Origin of the sequence: Burkholderia sp. R-40, from assembly GCF_049942845.1 — a bacterium.
In the GTDB taxonomy this organism is placed as follows: domain Bacteria; phylum Pseudomonadota; class Gammaproteobacteria; order Burkholderiales; family Burkholderiaceae; genus Burkholderia; species Burkholderia ambifaria.
Map to the genome: position 1 here is coordinate 2,994,662 of NZ_CP187967.1, position 22,278 is coordinate 3,016,939.

Sequence of the window (22,278 nt, forward strand, 5' to 3'; positions counted from 1 at the left end):
CCATGCCGATGAAACCGTCACGCGGATCGCGCGGCGCGCTGGCCGCGCTGCTCGTCGCCGCGAGTGTCGCGCTGTCCGGCTGCGGCGTCCTGGGCTGCGGCGGCGTCGCGACCAACGGCGCGGCGGGCGGCGGCTGTTCGGCCGGCATGCGCTTCTGAATTTCCGGAGCCTGCGCGAGCCGCCCCGGCCCGCCCGAGCCGCGACGAAATGTCGCCGGCACCGACCGACCGGCCGGTCGCCGTTGCGCCCCGCTTTTTTGCCGCCGCTGCCCCGGCGCGTCGTTCTGGGATAGGATGGAGACGAAGGACGGCGGCGCCCGGCGCGGCCGTTCCCGAGCGGGGCCCGCGCGCGCCGCGTGCCCCCGGCCGGACGGCCGGGGTGACACGGCCGCGCCATGCCCTTGGTGTATCCTTGCCTACTCCGTGACCGCGCGCCCCGGCATGACCCGGGCGCACCACCATGAACGATTCGTATCCCAGTCGTAAGCTCACCGACAAACCGCAAGAAAAGCGCTCGCTGCTCGAGCGCCTGACCGACTTCATCTCGCCCGAGCCGGAATCCCGGACCGAGCTGCTGGAAATCCTCCAGGACGCCCACGAACGCAACCTGATCGACGCCGATTCGCTGTCGATGATCGAGGGCGTGTTCCAGGTGTCCGACCTGTGCGCCCGCGACATCATGGTGCCGCGCGCGCAGATGGACGCGATCAACATCGCCGACAAGCCTGAAGACTTCATCCCGTTCGTCCTCGAGAAAGCGCATTCGCGCTACCCCGTGTTCGAGGAGAACCGCGACAACGTGATCGGCGTGCTGCTCGCGAAAGACCTGCTGCGCTTCTATGCCGAAGAGGAATTCGACGTGCGCGGGATGCTGCGCCCCGCCGTGTTCATCCCCGAATCGAAGCGCCTGAACGTGCTGCTGCACGACTTCCGCGTGAACCGCAACCACCTCGCGATCGTCGTCGACGAATACGGCGGCGTCGCGGGCCTGATCACGATCGAGGACGTGCTCGAACAGATCGTCGGCGACATCGAGGACGAATACGACTTCGACGAAGAGGCCGGCAACATCATCTCGGGGCCGGACGGCCGCTACCGCGTGCGCGCGCTCACCGAGATCGAACAGTTCAACGAATCGTTCGGCACCGACTTCCCCGACGACGAAGTCGACACGATCGGCGGGCTGATCACCCATCATTTCGGCCGCGTGCCGCACCGCGGCGAGAAGCTGCAGCTCGGCAACCTCGTGTTCGAGATCCAGCGCGGCGATGCGCGCCAGGTCCACGTGCTGCTGGTGCGCCGCAACCCGCACGCGAGCCGCCGCGCCGAAACCTCGCACGAAGACTGACCGTCTCGCGCCGCCCGCGTCTCCTTCAACCGCTCGCCCCCTTTCGCTTCACATGGACGATCCGATCCCGTCCCGCCCGGCTGGCGGCCTTCTCGCGCCGGCGCCCGGCCGCGCGCTGCCGCGCTGGCACTATCCGGCCGCGCTGCTCGCCGGCGCGGCCAATACGCTCGGCTTCGCCCCGACCCCGCATGGCGGCTGGCTGCAGCTCGTCGTATTCGTCTGGTTTTTCGCGCAGCTGACGCGCACGTCGAGCTGGCGCGGCGCCGCGCTCACCGGCGGCGCGTTCGGCTTCGGCAACTTCATCACCGGCGTGTGGTGGCTCTACATCAGCATGCACGTGTACGGCGAGATGGCCGCGCCGCTCGCGGGCGGCGCGCTGGTGCTGTTCTCGCTGTACCTGTCGCTGTACCCGGCGTTCTCGGCCGGGCTGTGGTCGTTCTGCGCGGGCCATGCGTGGCATCGCCGCGAGGCCGACCCGCGGCCGTTCTCGCCGACCTGGCACGGCGCGTTCGCATTCGCCAGCGCATGGGCGCTCGGCGAATGGCTGCGCGGCACCGTGTTGACCGGCTTTCCGTGGCTCGCGAGCGGCTATGCGCAGGTCGATGGCCCGTTCGCGGGCTTCGCGCCGGTGGTCGGCGTGTACGGGATCGGCTGGGTGCTCGCGCTGTTCGCTGCGCTGGTCGTGCAGGCGCTCGTCGCCGCGCGCCGGTCGCCCGCTCCTGAACACACCGACGGCAACGCACGCATCCGGATCGCCGCGCCGGCCGGCGTCGCCGTCGCGCTCGTCGCGGCCGGCATCGGGCTGTCGCAGGCCACGTGGACCGTGCCCGCGAACGCGCCGCTCAGCGTGCGGCTGCTGCAGGGCAACGTGAAGCAGGACATCAAGTTCGAGCAGGCGGGCATCGACGCGGCGATCAAGATGTACCAGCAGATGATCGTCGAAAAGCCCGCCGACCTGATCGTCACGCCGGAGACCGCGATCGCGGTGATGATCCAGGAGCTGCCCGAGCCGTTCGCCGTGGCGATCCGCAAGTTCAGCGACACGACGGGCTCGGCCGTGCTGTTCGGCGCGGTCGGCGCATCGGTCACGCCCGAAGGCCGCTACGTCGACTACACGAACAGCCTGTACGGCGTGACGCCGCATTCGCGCGACATCTATCACTACGACAAGCACCATCTCGTGCCCTTCGGCGAATTCATCCCGTGGGGCTTCCGGTGGTTCGTCGACCTGATGAAGATGCCGCTCGGCGACTTCGCGCGCGGCGCGCCGGTGCAGAAGCCGTTCCTCGTGCACAACCAGCCGGTGATGGCCGACATCTGCTACGAGGACTTGTTCGGCGAGGAAATCGCCGCGACAATCCGCGACAATCCGCAGCCGCCCGGCGTGCTCGTCAACGTGACGAACCTCGCGTGGTTCGGCGACACGATCGCGCTCGACCAGCATCTGCAGATCGCGCGGATGCGTGCGCTCGAGACGGGCCGGCCGATGCTGCGCGCGACCAACACCGGGATGACGGCCGCGATCGACGCGCGCGGCCGCGTGCTCGGCCAGCTGAAACCGTTCACGATCGGCTCACTCGACCTGCGGATCGAAGGCACGAGCGGCTTCACGCCGTACGTGACGAGCGGCAACAACGTCGTGCTCGCGGTATCGCTGGTGCTGCTCGCGTTCGGCTTCACGTTCGGGCCGGGCCTGCGCCGCCGCAACGGCTCGAAGGCCGGCGACGCCCCCAACGTATGACGCCTCGGCCGGCCGCTCAGGCCGGCCGCTTCGCCTGCGCGGCCAGGCCGCGCAGATCCCGCCCGAGCGCCGCCATCACCGGCGCCCAAGCGCCGAACGTCGGCTGCCGGTACAGCGTGGCGGTCGGATACCACGGGCTGTCGGTGCGTTCGAGCAGCCACGGCCAGTGCGGATTCACGTCGAGCAGCACCCAGGTGCGCGCGCCCAGTGCGCCCGCCAGATGCGCGACCGACGTGCACACCGTGATCACCAGATCCAGCGCGCCGATGAACGCGGCCGTATCGTCGAAACTCTTCAGTTCGGCCGTGTAGTCTTCGATCGCGAAACCGGCCGCGCGCGCCGCGGCGACATCCGCATCCGCGCCCGGCTGCAGCGAATGGAACGTGACGCCGTCGATACCGCGAAACGCATCGGCGTAGCGATCGAGCCCGACGCGCCGGAACGGGTTGCGCTGGTGTCCCGGACTGCCCGTCCAGACGAGCCCGACGTTCAAGCGACCGTCGCCCGCGAGCCGCGCGCGCCACGCGTCGCGCGCGTGGCGGTCGGCATGCAGGTACGGCACCGATTCGCCGAGCGTCGACGTCTCCATCCCGAGCATCAGCGGCAGGCCGATCAACGGCACTTCGTAGTCGAAGGCGGGCAGTTCGTCGACGCTGCCGCCCGCGCTGAACGCGTCCGCATGCGCACCGAGGCTGCGCTGCATCAGCGTGCCCACCTGCGGAAACGTGTTCCACGCGAGCCGGCCGCCCTCGCGGTGCACGCGCTCGGCGAGCGGCGCGACGAAGCGCGCGAACTGCAGCACGTCGCCGAGCCCCTGCTCGCCCCACACGAGCAGCGTCTTTCCCGCGAGCGGCTCGCCCTGCCAGCGCGGGCCCGGCAGCGCCGGCCGGCGCCCGCGCAGCTCGCCCGCACCGTCCCAGCGCGCCTCGTGGCCGCGCCAGCCGGCCGCGTAGTTGCCGCGCACGAGCTGGATGATCGCGAGATTGAAACGGAACGAGGCGTCGTCGGGCGCCAGTTCGCACGCGCGCGACGCGTAGCGCCCGGCGTCGTCCCAGCGCTGCGCTTCCTTCATCGCCATCGCGATGTTGTTCAGCGCGAGCGCATTGTCGGGCGCGATTTGCGCGAGCCGCGCCGCACACGCGAGCGCGCCGTCGAGGTCCTGTGCCGCGAGCCGCGCGACGACCAGGTTGATCCACGCCTGCACGTCGTGCGGATCGGCCTCGACGGCCGCGTCGAGCAGCGCGATTTCCTCGTTGCGGTCGCCGCCCGACAGCCGCAGCGCGATCGCGAGGTTGTTGCGCAGCGACGGCCAGCGCGGATCGAGCGCATAGGCGGCGCGATACGGCGCGACGGCGTCGGCGTGACGGCCGAGCATCTGCAGCACGTAGCCGTGATTGAAACGGGCACCGGCGCCCGGATGCACGCGCACCGCGCATTCGGCCAGCGCGAGCGCGTCGGCCGTGCGCTGTCGCGCGACGAGCGCCGACGTGAGCTGCGCGAGCGCGGCCATGTCGACCGCGTGCAGATGGCCGGCGGCGGCAAGCCACAGCGCGTGCGCATCGTGCTCGCCGCGCGCGTGCGCGTCGGCGGCCTGCCCGAGCATGGCGAGCAGCGGCGGGATCAGCGGAATGAGGAGGTCGTTCGAATCGTCCATGCGGTCCGGAGTGGGCAATCGGTCACGCGGCACGCGTCGCGCGCGCCGCAATACGTGCATCTTAACGCCCGCGCAAAGCGCTGCGGCCGCCGACGCGACACGCGCATCGCGACGCCGCACAAGCGGCCGCGACGCGCGCGCCGGCACCCCTTGCACCCGCTTCGCACGGGTCGCCGGAACACCGCCGACGGCCCCTTCGTCGGCGTTCCGGCCGCATCCGGTCGCCGATCCGGTAAAATTACGCGTTTCAGCACACTAACAAGCCGCGCCGCCGCGCGAGCCGACCCTCCGGGCTCCGCCCGGAGCGCCGTTCGCAACGGAGCGCCAGCGCCACGAAGGCTCTTCATGCTTACGTTTCAGCAAATCATCCTGACGCTGCAGTCCTACTGGGACAAGCAGGGTTGCGCCCTGCTCCAGCCCATCGACATGGAAGTCGGCGCGGGCACGTCGCACGTCCACACGTTCCTGCGCGCGGTCGGCCCCGAGCCGTGGCGCGCCGCGTACGTGCAGCCGTCGCGCCGCCCGAAGGACGGCCGCTACGGCGAGAACCCGAACCGCCTGCAGCATTACTACCAGTACCAGGTCGTGCTCAAGCCGGCGCCGGAAAACATCCTCGACCTGTACCTCGGCTCGCTGGAAGCGCTCGGCTTCGACCTGAAGCAGAACGACGTGCGCTTCGTCGAGGACGACTGGGAGAACCCGACGCTCGGCGCGTGGGGCCTCGGCTGGGAAGTGTGGCTGAACGGGATGGAAGTCACGCAGTTCACGTATTTCCAGGAAGTCGGCGGCCTCGAATGCAAGCCGGTGCTCGGCGAAATCACGTATGGCCTCGAGCGCCTCGCGATGTACCTGCAGAAGGTCGAGAACGTGTACGACCTGGTCTGGACCGAGTGGGAAGAGCAAGGCCCGAGCGGCCCCGAGCTGCGCCGCCTGTCGTACGGCGACGTCTACCACCAGAACGAGGTCGAGCAGTCGACCTACAACTTCGAGCACGCGAACGTCGACCTGCTGTTCACGTTCTTCAACAGCTACGAAGCGGAAGCGAAGAAGATGATCGACGCGCAGCTCGCGCTGCCCGCGTACGAACTCGTGCTGAAGGCCGGCCACACGTTCAACCTGCTCGATGCGCGCGGCGCGATCTCGGTCACCGAACGCGCGGCCTACATCGGCCGCATCCGCGCGCTGTCGCGTCTCGTCGCGCAGGCTTACTACGACTCGCGCGAGAAGCTCGGCTTCCCGATGCTCGGCAACCCGCCGGGCGTGCCGGGCCTCACCACCGACGCCCAGGACGCCGCGCAGCCGGCATGGGCGCCGCCGCTCAAGGTCGAACGCAAGATCGATCAGGACTGACGAGACGAGATTGATTCCACACATGACGCATAACCATCCCGCCCCCCTGCTCGTCGAACTGCTGACCGAAGAGCTGCCGCCGAAGGCCCTCGCGCGCCTCGGCGACGCATTCGCCGAAGGTCTCGCGCAACGCCTCGCGGCGCGCGACCTCGTCGAAGGCGAACTCGTGTTCGAACGCTACGCGACGCCGCGCCGCCTCGCCGTCGTCGTGCAGAACGTGCGCGCCGTCGCGCCTGAAAAGCAGGTCCGCGAAAAGGTCCTGCCCGTCTCGGTCGCGCTCGACGCCGAAGGCAAGCCGACGGCCCCGCTCGCGAAGAAGCTCGCGGCGCTCGGTCACCCGCACCTGTCGATCGCCGATCTCGAGCGCGCGCAGGACGGCAAGGCCGAAGCGTTCTTCGTCAATTACTCGGCAGCCGGCGCGACGCTCGCCGACGGCCTGCAGGCCGCGCTCGACGAAACCCTCGCGAAGCTGCCGATCCCGAAGTTCATGACCTACCAGCGCCCGGACGGCACCGACGTGAAGTTCGTGCGCCCGGTGCACCGCCTGACCGTGCTGCACGACGATCGCGTCGTGCCCGTGACCGCGTTCGGCATCGACGCCGGCGACACCACGCTCGGCCACCGCTTCCTGTCCGACGGCCTCGTCGCGATCCAGCATGCGCACGCGTATGCCGACACGCTGCGCGACAAGGGCCGCGTGATCGCGCACTTCGCCGACCGCCGCGAAACGATCCGCACGCAGCTGAACGAACACGCGAACGGCGACACGGTCGTGATGCCCGAATCGCTGCTCGACGAAGTGACGTCGCTGGTCGAATGGCCGGTCGTCTATCCGTGCCGCTTCGAGGACGAATTCCTGCAGGTGCCGCAGGAATGCCTGATCCTCACGATGCAGACGAACCAGAAGTACTTCGCGCTGACCGACGTCGGCGGCAAGCTGCGCTCGCGCTTCCTGATCGTGTCGAACATCGACACGAAGACGCCGGGCGAGATCATCGAAGGCAACGAGCGCGTCGTGCGCCCGCGCCTCGCCGACGCGAAGTTCTTCTTCGAGCAGGACAAGAAGAAGCCGCTCGCCGACCGCGTGCCGCTGCTCGCGAACGTCGTCTATCACAACAAGCTCGGTTCGGCGCTCGCGCGCGTCGAGCGCCTCGAGGCGCTGGCCGGCGAGATCGCGCCCGCGATCGGCGCCGACGCCGCGCACGCGAAGCGCGCCGCGCGCCTCGCGAAGGCCGATCTGCTGACCGACATGGTCGGAGAGTTCCCGGAACTGCAGGGCACGATGGGCACGTACTACGCGCGTCACGACGGCGAGCCCGACGACGTCGCGCTCGCGTGCGCCGAGCACTACCAGCCGCGCTTCTCCGGCGACGCGCTGCCGACCACGCCGGTGTCGACCGCCGTCGCGCTGGCCGACAAGCTCGAGACGATCGTCGGCATCTGGGGCATCGGCCTCGCGCCCACGGGCGAAAAGGATCCGTTCGCGCTGCGCCGCCACGCGCTCGGCGTGCTGCGCCTGCTGCTCGAGAAGCAGCTGCCGCTCGATCTCGTCGCGCTGCTGCGCACGGCCCATGCACGCTTCGAAGGCGTGCCGGGCGTCGCCGAATCGACCGACGCGATCTTCGCGTTCTTCATGGACCGCCTGCGCGGCCTGTTGCGCGAACGCGGCTACTCGGCCGGCGAAGTCGACGCGGTGCTGAGCCTGAACCCGACGCGCGTCGACGATCTCGTCGCGCGCCTCGACGCGGTGCGCGAATTCACGCTTCTCGCGGAAGCCGAGGCGCTCGCGGCCGCGAACAAGCGGATCTCGAACATCCTGAAGAAGTCGGAAGGCGGCGCGAACGGCACGGTGCAGCCGACGCTGCTCGTCGAAGCCGCCGAAAAGGCGCTGCACGAACAGCTCGCGGCCGTGACGCCGCACGTGCAGTCGCAGCTCGAAGCACATGCGTACACGGGCGCGCTGTCGGCGCTCGCCGCGCTACGCGCACCGGTCGATACGTTCTTCAACGACGTGATGGTCAACGCCGAGGATCCCGCGCTGCGCGCCAACCGTCTCGCGCTGCTGTTCGCGCTGCATCAGCAGATGAACTGTGTCGCCGACATCTCGAAGCTCGCCGCATAAAGGCCGAACGATGCCGATCAGCCCCAACCGCAAGCTCGTCGTCCTCGACCGGGACGGCGTGATCAACGTCGATTCGGACGCGTTCATCAAGACGCCCGACGAATGGATCGCGCTGCCCGGCAGCCTCGAGGCGATCGCACGGCTCAACCACGCAGGTTATCGCGTGGTCGTCGCGACCAACCAGTCCGGCATCGGCCGCGGGCTGTTCGACATGGCCGCGCTCAACGAGATGCACCAGAAGATGCATCGCGCGGCGGCCGCGGTCGGCGCGCGCATCGACGCGGTGTTCTTCTGCCCGCACGTGGCGGAAGATCGTTGCGAATGCCGCAAGCCGAAACCCGGCATGATGCAGATGATCGCCGAGCGCTTCGAGATCGATCCCGGTCACACGCCGGCCGTCGGCGATTCGCTGCGCGACCTGCAGGCCGCCGTCGCGGTCGGCTTCCGGCCGCACCTCGTGCTGACCGGCAAGGGCAAGAAGACGCTCGCCGCGGGCAATCTGCCGGACGGCACGAAGGTCCACGACGACCTGCGCGCGTTCGCGCTCGACTTCCTTTCACACGAACACGAGTGATGCGGCCGCCGCGCGCATCCTCCTTACCCTCAGACCCACGCCGATGCGCTTCGTCCGCTCCCTGCTGCTGCTGATCTACTTCATCCTGTACACGGTGCCGTACGCCACCGCGTGCTTCATCGCGTTCCCGTTCATGCGCCCCGACGCGCGCTACTGGATGGCGGCCGGCTGGTGCAAGTCGACGCTATGGGTCGTGCGCTGGCTGAACGGCATCCACTACCGGATCGAAGGGATGGAAAACCTGCCCGACGGCCCGGCCGTGCTGCTGTCGAAGCACCAGTCGGCGTGGGAGACGCTCGCGTTTCCGGCGCTGATGCCGAAGCCGCTGTGCTACGTGTTCAAGCGCGAACTGCTGTACGTGCCGTTCTTCGGCTGGGCGCTCGGGCTGCTGCACATGGTCAACATCGACCGCAAGGAAGGCAAGAACGCGTTCACGTCGGTGATCCGCCAGGGCAAGAAGCGCCTGTCGGAAGGCGCGTGGATGATCATGTTCCCGGAAGGCACGCGCACGCCGGTCGGCAAGCAGGGCAAGTACAAGACGGGCGGCGCGCGCTTCGCGATCGAAACCAATACGCCGGTCGTGCCGATCGCGCACAATGCAGGTCGTGTGTGGCCGCGCAATTCGTTCACGAAGTTCCCGGGCGTCGTCACCGTGTCGATCGGCAAGCCGATTCCCGTCGACGGCAAGACGCCCGACGTATTGAACTCGCAGGTCGAAGCCTGGATCGAAGCGGAAATGCGCCGCATCGATCCCGATGCGTATCGCCAGCCGGGCAACGCCGGCACGCGCGATGCCGCGCGCGTCTGAATCACCCGGATTGCAGCCGTTGCGAACGACGAAACGAAGCGAACTGATGAAAAAGCGTCCGCGGCCACGGCCTGCCGTCGTGGCCCTCGATCATCGCCAGATGGACCTGCCGCTCTTCGACGGGCCGGCCGCAGCCTCGCCGGCAGCGTCGGCGCCCGCCGCGTCGCCCGCGCCACCTGAAGCGGCTGCGGCACCCGCGGTGCCCACCGCACCGCTCGATCCGGGCCCCGCGCGCGATCGCTCCCGCGTCCGTACGTTCGCACTCGACAGCCGCGTGCTCGAATACCGGCTCAAGCGCTCCGCGCGCCGCACGATCGGCTTCACGATCGACGGCAGCGGCCTGTCGATCACCGCGCCGCGCTGGGTCACGCTCGCCGACATCGAAGCGGCGATCGCCGAGAAGCAGCGCTGGATCTTCGCGAAGCTCGCGGAGTGGAAGACCCGCACCGAGCAGCGCGCGCTGCCGCAAATCGACTGGCGCGACGGCGCGCAACTCCCGTATCTCGGCAAGACGATCACGATCGCGCTCGGCGCGGGTGCCGTCGCATTCGACGCCGACGCGCTGCGGCTGTCGCTGCCGCTGCCCGTGCAGGCGGACATGCAGCAGATCAAGGATCGCGTGCAGGGCTGGCTGCAGGGCGAAGCGAAGCGGATCTTCGGCGAACGGCTGGTGGTCTACGCGGAAAAGCTCGGCGTCACGTATTCGATGTACGCGCTGTCGTCGGCCGCGACGCGCTGGGGCAGCTGCTCGAGCGACGGCAAGATCCGGCTGAACTGGCGGCTGATCCATTTCCCGATGTCGATCGTCGACTACGTCGTCGCGCACGAGCTGTCGCACCTGCGCGAAATGAACCACAGCCCGGCCTTCTGGCAGACCGTCGAATCGATCTTCCCGGAATTCCGCGAAGCACGGCACACGCTCAAGCATCACCCGCCCGAACTGCTGCCGGCACTGTAGCGCGATCAGTCGCACCCACAATGCAAACGGGCGATGCGGATTCCTTCGCATCGCCCGTTTTCGTTGCCCGCGACGCACATCGTGCGCCGCGAGCCGCTCATCCCGCGCTCAGCGCGCCTTCTTCTGGATGAACTCGATCTTGTAGCCGTCCGGATCCTCGACGAACGCGATCACCGTCGTGCCGTGCTTCATCGGGCCCGCTTCGCGGGTCACCTTGCCGCCTTGCGCCTTGATCTTGTCGCAGGCCGCGTACGCGTCGTCGACTTCCACCGCCAGGTGACCGAAGCCGTTGCCGAGATCGTAGGACGGCGTATCCCAGTTATGGGTCAGCTCGATCACGGTGCCCGTGCTTTCCGCTTCATAGCCGACGAACGCGAGCGTGAACTTGCCTTCCGGATAATCCTCGCGCCGCAGCAGCTTCATGCCGAGCAATTCGGTGTAGAACTTGATCGAGCGGTCGAGATCGCCGACTCGCAGCATCGTATGCAGCAAACGCATTGTTGTACTCCTGTGGGGACTTTCCAGAGCCGGAAATTCTACCGGAGTCACGTGAATCTCGCCGACGCCGCCTCGTCTGTCGCCCGCTGATATCGCGCAGCCGCGCAGTGGCCCGACGTCCGTGCGCCGGTGAAAGCCTGCCGTTCGACGATGCCCGCCATCCCGGCCGATCGGGTAACATCCTTCCACTTCGCACCAAAAGCGGGCATGCGCGCCGCCGCTGGAACGCGACCACCACCACCCCATTCAGCCCCACCGCCTGCCGTGCGAAACCGCCGATTCGGGCGTGCCGGACACGCCGTCCGCCCGCCGCTGCCCCTGCCGATGTCCGTGCCCCCGCTCCGCCGCGTCGGCGAGGTCCGCCGATGACCGCGCTTGCCGGCTCGCCCGTGCGCCGCGCGCTCGACACGCGCGCCATCGGCGTGATGCTGCTGCTGTGCGCGATCTGGGGCTTCCAGCAGGTCGCGATCAAGAGCACGAACGCGGCGATCCCGCCGATGTTCCAGGCCGGGCTGCGCTCGGTGATCGCCGCGCTGCTGCTGTGGGGTTGGGCGCACTCGCGCGGCACGCCGCTGTTCCGCGCGGACGGCACGCTCGGCGCGGGCATCGCCGCCGGCGCGCTGTTCGCCGGCGAGTTCATCTGCGTGTTCTTCGGGTTGACGCTGACGAGCGCATCGCACATGGCGATCTTCCTGTACACGGCACCGTGCTTCACGGCGCTCGGCCTGCACCTGTTCACGCCGGGCGAGCGGCTGCAACGGGTTCAGTGGGCCGGCGTCGGCCTCGCGTTCGCCGGCATCGCGCTCGCGTTCGCGGACGGCTTCCTCAAGCCGCGCGCGCCCGGCGCGTCGGTTCTGGCGGGGCTCGCCGGCGACGCACTCGGGATCCTCGGCGGCGCGATGTGGGCCGCGACGACGGTCGTCGTGCGCTCGACGTCGCTCGCGCGGGCCAGCGCGAGCAAGACGCTGTTCTACCAGCTCGCGGTGTCGGCCGTCGTGCTGGTCGCGCTCGCCGCGCTGCTCGGCCAGATGTCGTTCGCGCAGGTCACGCCGGTCGCGCTCGCGAGCCTCGCCTACCAGTCGGTGATCGTCGCGTTCGTCAGCTATCTGTCGTGGTTCTGGCTGCTGACGCGCTACAGCGCGTCGCGGCTGTCCGTGTTCACGTTCCTGTCGCCGCTGTTCGGCGTCGCGTTCGGCGTGCTGCTGCTCGGCGAATCGGTCGGCTGGCGCTTCATGTCGGCGGCCGCGCTGGTGCTGACCGGGATCGCGCTCGTCAACGCGCCGCCACGCCGGCGCGCGTAACGCGCGCGGCCGCGGTCCTTCATCGACGAAAGTGACGAAATCCACGAAAGCGGATCGGGAAAATAAAAAGGCTGCCCGTCAGGACAGCCTCATGAATCTCGAGCCGGCGCGCGTTTCCCGGCCCGCGGCTCGCCGTTACTCCGCAGCCTTGCGCCGTGCCGCCAGCGCCTGCGCGACACCGACATATTCGGCCACGCTCACATCCTCCGCGCGTCGCGCGAGATCGAAGCCGAGCCCGTCGAAATCGATCGTCTCGCGATAGTCGCCGAGCGTATTGCGCAGCATCTTGCGGCGCTGCGAGAACGCGGCCGTGACGACTTCGCCGAGCAGCACCGGATCGACGTCCGGCAACTCGTGCGGTTCGTACGGAATCATCCGGACGATCGCCGAATCGACCTTCGGCGGCGGCTGGAACGATTCCGGCGGCACGTCGAGCATCTTCTCCATCACGTAGCGATACTGCAGCATCACCGACAGCCGCGAGAACGCCTTCGTGCCCGGCTCCGCGACCATCCGTTCGACGACTTCGTTTTGCAGCATGAAATGCTGGTCGATGACCGCATCGGCGAACGTCATCAGGTGAAACAGCAGCGGGCTGGAAATGTTGTACGGCAGGTTGCCGACGATCCGCAGCGACGGCTTGTCGCCGGGTGCCGCGAGCGAGCGGAAGTCGAACGCGAGCGCGTCGCCCGCATGCAGCTCCAGCAGCGGGCCGAAGCGCTGCTGCAGGCGGCCGATCAGGTCGCGGTCGAGTTCGACCGCATGCAGCGGCGACTCGGGCGTCGCGAGTCGCGCGATCAGCGGCTCGGTCAGCGCGCCGAGCCCGGGGCCGATCTCGACCATTCGCTGGCCGCGCGCGGGGCCGATCGTCGTGACGATCGAGTCGATCACGCCGTGATCGACGAGGAAGTTCTGCCCGAAGCGCTTGCGCGCGAAGTGGCCTTGGTGCTGTCTGCTGTTCGACATCGACTGAGAAAAACGAAAAATACGACGAGTTAGGTCAGGCCTGCGCCTGGGTGTGTCACGACGCGCGGCGATGGCGCGCCATCGCGACGGCCGTGTCGAGGGCGGCGACCATGCTGCCCGGATCCGCGCTGCCGGTACCGGCCAGATCCAGCGCGGTGCCGTGATCGACCGACGTGCGGATGATCGGCAGGCCGAGCGTGACGTTGATGCCCTCGCCGAACGTCGCATACTTCAGCACGGGCAAGCCCTGATCGTGGAACATCGCGAGCACGCAATCGGCGCCCTCGAGATGGCGCGGCTGGAACAGCGTGTCGGCCGGATACGGGCCGCGCGCGTCGATGCCCTGCGCTTGCGCGCGTGCGAGCGCCGGGGAAATCACGTCGATCTCCTCGCGCCCGAGATAGCCGTTCTCGCCCGCGTGCGGGTTCAGCCCCGTCACGAGGATGCGCGGCGCCGCGAGACCGAAGTCGCGCCGCAGGTCGCGATCGATGATCGCGAGCGTGTCGACGAGGCCGTCGATCGTCAGCGCGGCCGATACGTCCTTCAGCGGCAGATGCGTGGTCGCGAGCGCGACGCGCAGCGGCCGCTCGCCCGTGCCCGCCAGCATCATTACGACGCGCGGCGTGTGGGTGCGCTCCGCCAGGTATTCGGTATGGCCGGTAAACGGCACGCCGGCATCGTTGATCGTGCTCTTCTGCAGCGGCGCGGTGACGATCGCGTCGAACCGGCCGGCCAGCGCGCCGTCGATCGCGGCATCGAGCAGCGCGAGCACGTAGCGGCCGTTGGCCGCGTCGAGCTTGCCCGCCTGCGCGGGCGCGGCGAGCGGATGATGCTCGACCGACACCGGCCCGCCGCCGGCGAGCACCGCCCGGTCGGCCCCGACGGCCGCCGCGCGCGCGTCGAGCAGCGCGGCGTCGCCCAGCACGGTGAAATGCGCGCCGGGCCAGCGCCGCGCGGCATCCTGCAGCGCCTGCACGGTCAGCTCCGGGCCGACACCCGCGGGTTCGCCGGTCGTGATCGCGATCTGCAGCGCGGATGCCGTCATGTGAAGCTCGCTCAGTTCGCCGGGCCGACGCCGCCGATCTTGTACTGCACGTAGGACGAATCGCGCAGCTCGCGCAGCCAGTCGGCATACGCCTGCTCGGCCTTGCGCTGGCCGATCGCCTGGCGTGCGATATCCATCTGCTGCTGCACCGAGCCTTCCGACTCGCGGCGATCGATCACCTGGATCAGGTGGTAACCGTACTCGGTACGCACCGGCTGGCTGATCTGGCCGTCCTGCAGGTTGTTCATCGCGCGCTCGAATTCCGGCACGGTCTCGCCCGGGCTGATCCAGCCGAGATCGCCGCCCTGCGACGCCGAACCGTCCTGCGAGTAGGTGCGCGCGAACTTCGCGAAATCGCCGCCGGCCTCGACCTGCCGGCGAATGTCCTGCAACTGCTGACGGGCCTGGCCTTCCGACTTGCCCTCGCCGACGCGCAACAGGATGTGGCGCACGTGCGTCTGGACGATCTTCGGTGCGGCGGCGCTCGTGCCCTGGCTCTGGCGGCGGTCGACGAGACGCACGATCTCGAAGCCGTCCGGCACGCGGATCAGCGTCGGGTTGACCTGGCCCGGACGCAGCTTCGATGCGGCGTCGACAACCTCCGCCGGCAGCGCGCCCGGCGCCTTGAAGCCGAGGTCGCCGCCCTTCTTCGCGTCGTTCGCTTCCGAATTGTTCTTCGCGAGCTTCTCGAAATCGGCGCCCGACGTGGCCTGCTGGAGCAGCGCTTCGGCCTTCTTCTGCGCGACTTCGATCTCGGCCTGCGGCGCGTTGGTCGGCGCCTTGATGAAGATGTGCTGGAAGCGCAGGTCCTGCTGCTGCGCCGCGCTCGGCCCGCGCTGGCTCGCGATGTAGTTCACGACCTCGGCGTCCGACACGGTGATCTTGCCGTCGACCTCGCGCTCGCGCAGCTTCGACAGCATCAGCTCGGTGCGGGCGTCGCTCGTGAACACGCTCCAGGGCACGCCTTGCGCCTCGAGACGCGCGCGATACTGTTCGAGCGTCATCCCGTTCGCCTGCGCGAGGCGCTGCAGCGTGGACTGCACGGTCGCATCGTCGATGCGGATCCCGTCGTCCTTGGCCTTCTGCACCTGGATGCGTTCGAGGACCATCTGGTTCAGCACCTGCGCACGCAACTGGTCGGCCGGCGGCACCGGTGCGTTCTGCTGCTGCAGCCGGCGTGCGATCAGGCCGACGCGCTGGTCGAGTTCGCGGCCCGTGATCACGTCGTTGTTGACGACCGCGACGACTTCGTCGGCGAGCTGCGCGCCTCGCGAACCAAGCGCCTGCGCCGCGGCCGGCGCGGCGGCGAGCAGCGCGGCGGACGCGGCGAGGCTGGACACGACTGCCGCGAAACGAAGGGTTTTCTTCATTGCCACTGATACTCCATTGAAATCGTGCTGACCGGTGCAGACAAGCCGGCGTTACTCGTAGTTACTGAAGCGGGACATCGGCGGCGGCGCGGACGGCAGCGCCGTATAGCCCGGCACCCCGGCGCGGAAAGCCGCCACCAGACCGTTGTCGATGCTCGACAGCCCCTTCAACGTCAGCTGCATCATGAATCGCGTCGACGAGTTCTGCTGCCCCGACGAGTTCACGCCGTTCGCGAAGCGCTGGGCACCGACGCCGAGCGCCCAGCAATCCGCGTCGTATTGTAAGCCGAGCAGACCGTCGACGACCCGGTTGGCGGCCAGGTCGTAGTTGAAGCGGCCGACCGCGTACAGGCGGCGCGTGAGCGGCCATTGCGCGGACACCAGGAACTGGTTGATCGGCTGGTTGTCGAGCGTCGTGTTCGCGCGCGTATAGCGGTAGCCGACGTTGATCACGCGGCGCTCGCCCGGGCTGAAGCCGAAACCGATGCTCGACTTCACGAGCTGGTTGTTGTTCTGGTTGTACTGGAACGCGGTTTCCGACATGAAGCCGGAGCCGAGCTTGAGCGCGGCACCGACGATCAGGTCCGAGTGGCGCGCCTGCACGGGCGCCTGCACCGAGTTCAGCGTGACGCGCTGATTGGCAAAGTAGTACTGCTGCGCGATCACGAAGCGCGCGCGTTCGTCGCCGGTGCGCGGATCGATGAAGCGCGACGTCAGGCCGGCCGTGATCCGGTTCGCGTCCGCGATGCGGTCGTTGCCGACGAACGTGTTCGGCTGGTAGATCTCCGCGAGGCCGAAGTCGGATTCCGCGGTGTCGAACAGCGGCGCGTTCGACTGGTCGCGATACGGCGTGTACACGTAGTACAGGCGCGGCTCGAGGGTCTGGATGAAGTCCTGGCCGAACAGGCGCACCGAGCGGTCGAAGATCAGGCCCGTGTCGAAGCTCACGGTCGGGATCGACTCGGTGAAGCGCTTCGGGCTGTTCGGCGTGCTCGACGACAGGTAGTTCAGGTCGTACGACGCGAAGTGGTACTGGACCTTCGGCACGACGAAGTAGCCGGGGCCGTACACGCCGTACGCGATGTACGGGTTGAAGACGATCCGGTCGCCTTCGGTCGCATCGGCGGTCGTGATGCGGAACCGCGAATAGTCGGCTTCCGCGCCGAAGTCGAAGCCGCCGACGTTGTACTTCGTGTACTTCACGTTCAACTGCGGCTCGCGACTGTACGGCGCGATCGACGGCGGCAGCGTCTGCCAGTGCTGGTAGCGCGCGAGCACCGACCACGGGCCGTTGTTGTACGTGAGCCCGGCTTCCTGCTGGTACAGCGTCTGCGTGCCGTTGATGAACTCGTTCGTCGACCCGAGGTCTTCCGGATACGTGTTGTCCGAGACCTTGTTGAAGTAGACGTAGCCGCCGAAACCGCCGCCGAAGTTCTGCTGGTGCTGCCAGTAGATCGCGTAGCGGTTGCGGTGCGCGAGCCGGTCATCCGGCAGGTAATTGGCCGTCAGCGTGCCGGAATACGTTGGCGACAGGTAGCGGAACGACGCTTCGGTCTGCACGCCGCGCCGCGAGATGATGCGCGGCGTGATCGTCAGGTCGCGGTTCGGCGCGATGTTGAAGTAGTACGGCAGCGTCAGCTCGAACCCGTTGTTCGAGGTCAACGAGAACGTCGGCGGCAGCAGGCCGCTGCGCCGCTCGCCCGACAGCGGGAACGTCAACCACGGGCTCGCGAAGATCGGCACGCCCTGGAAGAACAGCACGCCGTTGCGCGCGGTGCCTTCGTCGGCGCCCGTATCGAAATCGAAGCGGCTGCCCTTGATGTACCACGCGGGGTCCGTCGCGCACTGGCACGCGGTGTAGGTGCCGTTGACGAACACCGAGCGCTCGCTGTCGAGCAGGTCGACGCGCTCCGCGCTGCCGGACCCGCCCGTCACGTTGAAGTGGTACTTCGGCGCCGTCATGAAGCCCTGGTTCGCCTCGACCTTCAGATGCGCTTCGGGGCCCGCGAACGACGTGCCGCCGTTGATCACCCGGACCTGGCCGTACGCATCGGCCATGTCGGTATCCTGATCGTAGTGGAGCGCGTCGGCCTTCACGACGGCATCGCCGCGGCGCAGCTCGGCCGAGCCCTTCGCGGCGAGGTCCTGTTCGGCCGTGCCGCTCGTATGGTCGGCAATCACGAAGGCGGCCGGCTTCGCGCCGTCCTTCAGCGGATGATCCTCGAGCTGCGGGGCGAGACGCAGATCCCACGGCGAGTCGAGCGGCTGCGGCTGCGCGGCCGCGCCCGACAGCTGCGCGTACGACACGGCCGGCACGAGGCCCGGCACGGCCAGGAGCGCGAGCGCGAGCCGCCGTTTGCGCGGCGCCCCGTCACCGGGGAAAACATTCGGGAATAGCGGTTTGGGCGGCATCTATCGTTTGGCGAATCGCCCCTTGTCAACCGCACCGGCGGCACATTCGTTCGCGCGCGGCGGCCCACGCCGTCGCACCGCGACTGCGGCGGAGCGCAAACCGGGGAGGCGATCGGGCGGACGGCGCGACAGGCGGCGGGCCTGCGCGGCGCAAGCTGACGCGGGGCGCGTCAAAAAAGTCGTGGGGTATTATATGGCAAGACGTTCCCCCCTCCGCCGAGTTTCATGACGCCCCCATCCGCCGCATCCCAGCCCGACGCCCGCCTCGAAGCACTGACCGCGTGGCTGCGCCCGCTCGCCGAGCGCTTCGCCCTCGACCTGTCGACCCTCGCACCCGCGTCGTCGGACGCCAGTTTCCGCCGCTATTTCCGTGTCGCGTCGGCCACGCGCCCCGGCGGCTCGCTGATCGCGGTCGACGCGCCGCCGCCCGAGAAGTGCCGTGAATTCGTCCAGGTCGCGCAGCTGCTCGCCGCGGCCGGCGACCACGTGCCGGACGTGCTGGCCCACGATTTCGACGCAGGCTTCATGCTCGTGACCGACCTCGGCCGCACGTCGTACATCTCGGTGCTCGATCCGGCCGACCCGGTCGCGGCACGCCCGCTGATGCGCGACGCGCTCGACGCGCTGATCCGCTTCCAGCTGACGTCGCGGCCGGACGTGCTGCCGCCGTTCGACGAGGCGTTCCTGCGCCGCGAGATGGAGCTGCTGCCCGAATGGTTCGTCGGCCGGCACCTCGGCAGGCCCGTCACCGACGCGATGCGCGGCACGCTCGATCGCACCTTCGCGCTGCTGGTCGCGAGCGCCCATGCGCAGCCGCAGGGCTTCATGCTGCGCGATTTCATGCCGCGCAACCTGATGGTCTGCGAGCCGAACCCGGGCGTGCTCGACTTCCAGGACGCCGTGTACGGGCCGCTCACGTACGACGTCGTGTCGCTGCTGCGCGACGCGTTCATCAGCTGGGACGAGGAGTTCGAGCTCGACTGCTTCGCGTACTACTGGGAGCGGGCGAAGAAGGCCGGTCTGCCGGTCGATCCGGACTTCGGCGAGTTCTACCGCCAGCTCGAATGGATGGGGCTGCAGCGCCACATCAAGATCCTCGGCCTGTTCGCGCGCATCAACTACCGCGACGGCAAGCCGCACTACCTGAACGACCTGCCGCGCTTTGTCGCCTATGCGCGCAAGGTCGCGCTGCGCTACCGCCCGCTCGTGCCGTTCGCGAAGCTGCTCGACGAGCTCGAGGGCAAGGGCGCGGCCGACGTCGGCTATACATTCTGACCGTTCTGACCGCTCTCATATTCAGACGAACAACATGAGCACTACCCTCACCACGGCGATGATCTTCGCCGCCGGGCGCGGCGAGCGGATGCGTCCGCTGACCGACGCCCGCCCGAAGCCGCTGCTCGAAGCCGGCGGCAAGCCGCTGATCGTCTGGCAGATCGAAGCACTCGCCCGCGCGGGCATCGAGACGATCGTGATCAACCACGCGTGGCTCGGCGAACAGTTCGAGGCGACGCTCGGCGACGGCTCGCGCTGGGGCGTGCGCCTCGCGTATTCGGCCGAAGGCGACGCGCTGGAAACCGCAGGCGGCATCGCGCAGGCGCTGCCGCTGCTCGAGCGCGACGGCCGGCCCACGGTGTTCGCGGGCGTCGCGGGCGACGTGTACTGCACATTCGACTACGGGACGCTCGCCGCCCGTGCCGCTCGAATGGCCACGCTGGATGCGCCCGCGATGCATCTCGTGATGGTGCCGAACCCGCCGTTCCATCCGGACGGCGATTTCGTGCTCCGCGACGACGGCCGGCTCGCGCTCGCCGGCGCCGCACGCGTCACGTTCGGCAGCATCGGCGTGTACGACACGCGGATGTTCCACGACATCGTGCCCGGCACGCACCGCGCGCTGTCGCCCTACTTCAGGGCGACCATCGAGGCCGGCCGCGCGAGTGGCGAATTGTATGAAGGTATCTGGGAGAACGTCGGCACGCCCGCGCAGCTCGGCGAACTCGACGCGCGGCTGCGCGCCGCGGGCTGATCGTTTCGCGGCCGACCGCCGGGCGACCCGGCGGTGACCGCGCAACGCCGGCCGATTCCGGACGGCCGGCAAACCACCCGCTCGCGCCGCGCGCGGGCAGCCACGCTCACGCGGCTTCGGCCGCTTCCCCGCCCGCTGCCGCGCGCTGTTGCTGCAGCGCCCACATCTGCGCATAGAGGCCGTCCGCGCGCACGAGCTCGTCGTGGGTGCCGCGCTCGACGATGCGCCCGTGGTCCATCACGAGAATCTGCTGCGCATGCACGACCGTCGACAGCCGGTGCGCGATCACGAGCGTCGTGCGGTGCCGCGCGATGTTGTCGAGCTCGTGCTGGATCGCGCGCTCCGAGCGTGAATCGAGCGCCGACGTCGCCTCGTCGAACAGCAGCACCGGCGGATCCTTCAGCAGCGTGCGCGCGATCGCGACGCGCTGCTTCTCGCCGCCCGACAGCTTCAGCCCGCGCTCGCCGACCGGCGTGTCATAGCCCTTCGGCAAGCTCTCGATGAAGTCGTGGATGTGCGCGGCGCGCGCGGCCGCGATCACTTCGTCGCGGCTCGCGGTCGGCCGGCCGTACGCGATGTTGTAGTAGATCGAGTCGTTGAACAGCACGGTGTCCTGCGGCACGATCCCGATCGACGCGCGCAGCGAGTCCTGCGTGACGTCGCGGATGTCCTGGCCGTCGATGCGGATCGCGCCGCCCGCCTGCCGGTCGAGATCGTAGAAGCGGAACAGCAGGCGCGACAGCGTCGACTTGCCGGAGCCGCTGTGACCGACCACCGCCGTCGTCGTGCCCGCGTCGATCGTAAACGTCACGTCGTGCAGGATCTGCCGCGACGCTTCGTACGAGAAGTTCACGTGCTCGAAGCGCACCTGCGCGCCGGCCACCGCGAGCGGCCGCGCGTCGGGCGCGTCCGGGACTTCCTTCGCGGCCGCCAGCAGCCCGAACATCCGGTCCATGTCGGTGAGGCTCTGCTTCAGCTCGCGATACACGACGCCGAGAAAATTCAGCGGAATGTACAACTGCAGCATGAACGTGTTGATCAGCACGAGATCGCCGAGCGTCAGCTTGCCTGCCAGCACGCCCTGCGTCGCGCGCCACAGGATGAACACGAGCCCGGTGCCGATGATCGCCTGCTGGCCGAAGTTCAGCACCGACAGCGAGTTCTGCGAGCGGATCGCGGCCTTGCGGTAGCGCTTCAGGTTCTCGTCGTAGCGCTGCGCCTCCCACTCCTCGTTGCCGAAGTACTTCACCGTCTCGTAGTTGATCAGCGAATCGATCGCCCGCGAGTTCGCGCGCGAATCGAGCTCGTTCATCGTGCGGCGAAAGTGCGTGCGCCAGTTGGTGACCTTCACGGTGAACACGATGTACGTGACGAGCGCCGCGAACGTCACGTACGCGTAGTACGCCTCGTACTTGACCACGAAGAAGCCGAGCACGAGCCCGACCTCGACGAGCGTCGGCAGGATGCTGTACAGCGAATAGGAAATCAGCTGCTGGATGCCGCGCGTGCCGCGCTCGATGTCGCGCGACATGCCGCCCGTCTGGCGTTCGAGATGGAAGCGCAGCGACAGCCCGTGCAGATGCCGGAACACCTGCAGCGCGAGCTGGCGCACCGCGCTCTCGGTGACTTTCGAGAACAGGATTTCGCGCAGCTCGGTGAAGAGCGACGTCGACAGCCGCACGAACGCATATGCGACGACTAGCAGGCCGACGCCGCCCGCGAGCACGATGCCGGCCGACTGCTCGGCGCGGCCGAGCGCGGTGAGCTGCTGCACGGCGGACAGGTGATCGACGATGCGCTTCATCACGACCGGCACGCCGAGGTTCGCGACCTTCGCGCCGATCAGGCAGCCGAGCGCGAGCGCGACGCGCCATTTGTAGGTGGCCAGGTACGGCAGCAGCGACCGGATGGTCTGCCAGTCGTTGCGTGGCCCGGTCGGAGCCGGCGCGGGCTCGCCGGAAGCGGAATATCGGCGCATGGGGGGAAGGATCGGCGGTGCTGCCGGACGCGTGCTGCAGCGGCCGACTCGCCCGCTTTCTCGTACAATTTGCGAACGTTGTATTGTCGCAGAAGCCGCCTCGCGCCGCTGCCGGCGCCCTCGCC

18 protein-coding genes are annotated in these 22,278 nt (G+C 68.7%); 11 read left to right on the forward strand and 7 right to left on the reverse strand.

Going from position 1 to position 22,278, the window contains the following annotated elements; genetic code table 11:
- The first annotated feature begins 8 nt into the window (after positions 1–8).
- The 3 genes from ACP26O_RS13855 (at position 9) to lnt (ending at position 3,088) form a co-directional block, all read left to right on the forward strand.
- Entirely contained in the window at positions 9–158 is a 150-nt protein-coding gene (locus ACP26O_RS13855) for a hypothetical protein (protein ID WP_165751998.1), read from the forward strand.
- A gap of 301 nt (positions 159–459) precedes the next feature.
- Positions 460–1,347, forward strand: coding sequence for an HlyC/CorC family transporter (locus ACP26O_RS13860; RefSeq protein WP_006755523.1), 888 nt, complete (start codon positions 460–462; stop codon positions 1,345–1,347).
- 52 nt (positions 1,348–1,399) lie between these two features.
- Positions 1,400–3,088, forward strand: coding sequence for an apolipoprotein N-acyltransferase (gene lnt / locus ACP26O_RS13865; protein WP_175665395.1), 1,689 nt, complete (start codon positions 1,400–1,402; stop codon positions 3,086–3,088).
- Between the two features lie 16 nt (positions 3,089–3,104).
- Here lnt and ACP26O_RS13870 read toward each other — a convergent pair whose 3' ends face one another.
- Entirely contained in the window at positions 3,105–4,742 is a 1,638-nt protein-coding gene (locus ACP26O_RS13870; RefSeq protein ID WP_175665394.1) for a tetratricopeptide repeat protein, read from the reverse strand.
- Positions 4,743–5,087: 345 nt separating this feature from the next.
- Here ACP26O_RS13870 and glyQ point away from each other — a divergent pair, with 345 nt between their 5' ends.
- From glyQ to ACP26O_RS13895, 5 genes are read left to right on the forward strand one after another with little or no spacing between them, the layout of a single operon-like run.
- A complete protein-coding gene (gene glyQ / locus ACP26O_RS13875) occupies positions 5,088–6,092 on the forward strand; it encodes a glycine--tRNA ligase subunit alpha (RefSeq protein WP_006751477.1) in 1,005 nt (334 codons plus the stop codon).
- Between the two features lie 22 nt (positions 6,093–6,114).
- Positions 6,115–8,214 (forward strand): glycine--tRNA ligase subunit beta, encoded by a 2,100-nt coding sequence (gene glyS / locus ACP26O_RS13880; RefSeq protein WP_175665393.1) that lies wholly within the window; start codon positions 6,115–6,117, stop codon positions 8,212–8,214.
- A 10-nt stretch (positions 8,215–8,224) separates the two neighbouring features.
- Positions 8,225–8,788, forward strand: coding sequence for a D-glycero-beta-D-manno-heptose 1,7-bisphosphate 7-phosphatase (gene gmhB / locus ACP26O_RS13885; RefSeq protein WP_006751479.1), 564 nt, complete (start codon positions 8,225–8,227; stop codon positions 8,786–8,788).
- 43 nt (positions 8,789–8,831) lie between these two features.
- Positions 8,832–9,596, forward strand: coding sequence for a lysophospholipid acyltransferase family protein (locus tag ACP26O_RS13890; protein WP_011657878.1), 765 nt, complete (start codon positions 8,832–8,834; stop codon positions 9,594–9,596).
- A 46-nt stretch (positions 9,597–9,642) separates the two neighbouring features.
- Positions 9,643–10,554: a M48 family metallopeptidase gene (locus ACP26O_RS13895; protein WP_011657879.1), complete on the forward strand. Its 912-nt coding sequence runs from the start codon at positions 9,643–9,645 to the stop codon at positions 10,552–10,554.
- Between the two features lie 108 nt (positions 10,555–10,662).
- On the opposite strand, the gene gloA is transcribed toward ACP26O_RS13895, so the two are convergent.
- Positions 10,663–11,052: a lactoylglutathione lyase gene (gene gloA, locus ACP26O_RS13900; protein WP_126228475.1), complete on the reverse strand. Its 390-nt coding sequence runs from the start codon at positions 11,050–11,052 to the stop codon at positions 10,663–10,665.
- Between the two features lie 365 nt (positions 11,053–11,417).
- Here gloA and ACP26O_RS13905 point away from each other — a divergent pair, with 365 nt between their 5' ends.
- Positions 11,418–12,353 carry a DMT family transporter gene (locus ACP26O_RS13905; RefSeq protein WP_105785010.1) on the forward strand — a complete coding sequence of 312 codons (936 nt, stop codon included), beginning with the start codon at positions 11,418–11,420 and terminating at the stop codon, positions 12,351–12,353.
- A gap of 135 nt (positions 12,354–12,488) precedes the next feature.
- On the opposite strand, the gene rsmA is transcribed toward ACP26O_RS13905, so the two are convergent.
- The 4 genes from rsmA to ACP26O_RS13925 are packed head-to-tail and all read right to left on the reverse strand — an operon-like array spanning position 12,489 to position 18,146.
- Positions 12,489–13,319 (reverse strand): 16S rRNA (adenine(1518)-N(6)/adenine(1519)-N(6))-dimethyltransferase RsmA, encoded by an 831-nt coding sequence (rsmA, locus tag ACP26O_RS13910; RefSeq protein ID WP_126228476.1) that lies wholly within the window; start codon positions 13,317–13,319, stop codon positions 12,489–12,491.
- Positions 13,320–13,374: 55 nt separating this feature from the next.
- Entirely contained in the window at positions 13,375–14,364 is a 990-nt protein-coding gene (gene pdxA / locus ACP26O_RS13915) for a 4-hydroxythreonine-4-phosphate dehydrogenase PdxA (RefSeq protein ID WP_175665392.1), read from the reverse strand.
- 11 nt (positions 14,365–14,375) lie between these two features.
- Entirely contained in the window at positions 14,376–15,734 is a 1,359-nt protein-coding gene (locus tag ACP26O_RS13920) for a peptidylprolyl isomerase (RefSeq protein ID WP_011657884.1), read from the reverse strand.
- A 51-nt stretch (positions 15,735–15,785) separates the two neighbouring features.
- Positions 15,786–18,146, reverse strand: a complete 2,361-nt coding sequence (locus tag ACP26O_RS13925; protein WP_175665391.1) for an LPS-assembly protein LptD — start codon at positions 18,144–18,146, stop codon at positions 15,786–15,788.
- A gap of 225 nt (positions 18,147–18,371) precedes the next feature.
- On the opposite strand from ACP26O_RS13925, the gene ACP26O_RS13930 reads away from it, so the two are divergent.
- A complete protein-coding gene (locus ACP26O_RS13930; protein ID WP_126228478.1) occupies positions 18,372–19,421 on the forward strand; it encodes an aminoglycoside phosphotransferase family protein in 1,050 nt (349 codons plus the stop codon).
- A 34-nt stretch (positions 19,422–19,455) separates the two neighbouring features.
- Entirely contained in the window at positions 19,456–20,175 is a 720-nt protein-coding gene (gene murU / locus ACP26O_RS13935) for an N-acetylmuramate alpha-1-phosphate uridylyltransferase MurU (RefSeq protein ID WP_175665390.1), read from the forward strand.
- A gap of 106 nt (positions 20,176–20,281) precedes the next feature.
- On the opposite strand, the gene ACP26O_RS13940 is transcribed toward murU, so the two are convergent.
- Positions 20,282–22,153: an ABCB family ABC transporter ATP-binding protein/permease gene (locus ACP26O_RS13940; RefSeq protein ID WP_175665389.1), complete on the reverse strand. Its 1,872-nt coding sequence runs from the start codon at positions 22,151–22,153 to the stop codon at positions 20,282–20,284.
- Positions 22,154–22,278 lie beyond the last annotated feature (125 nt).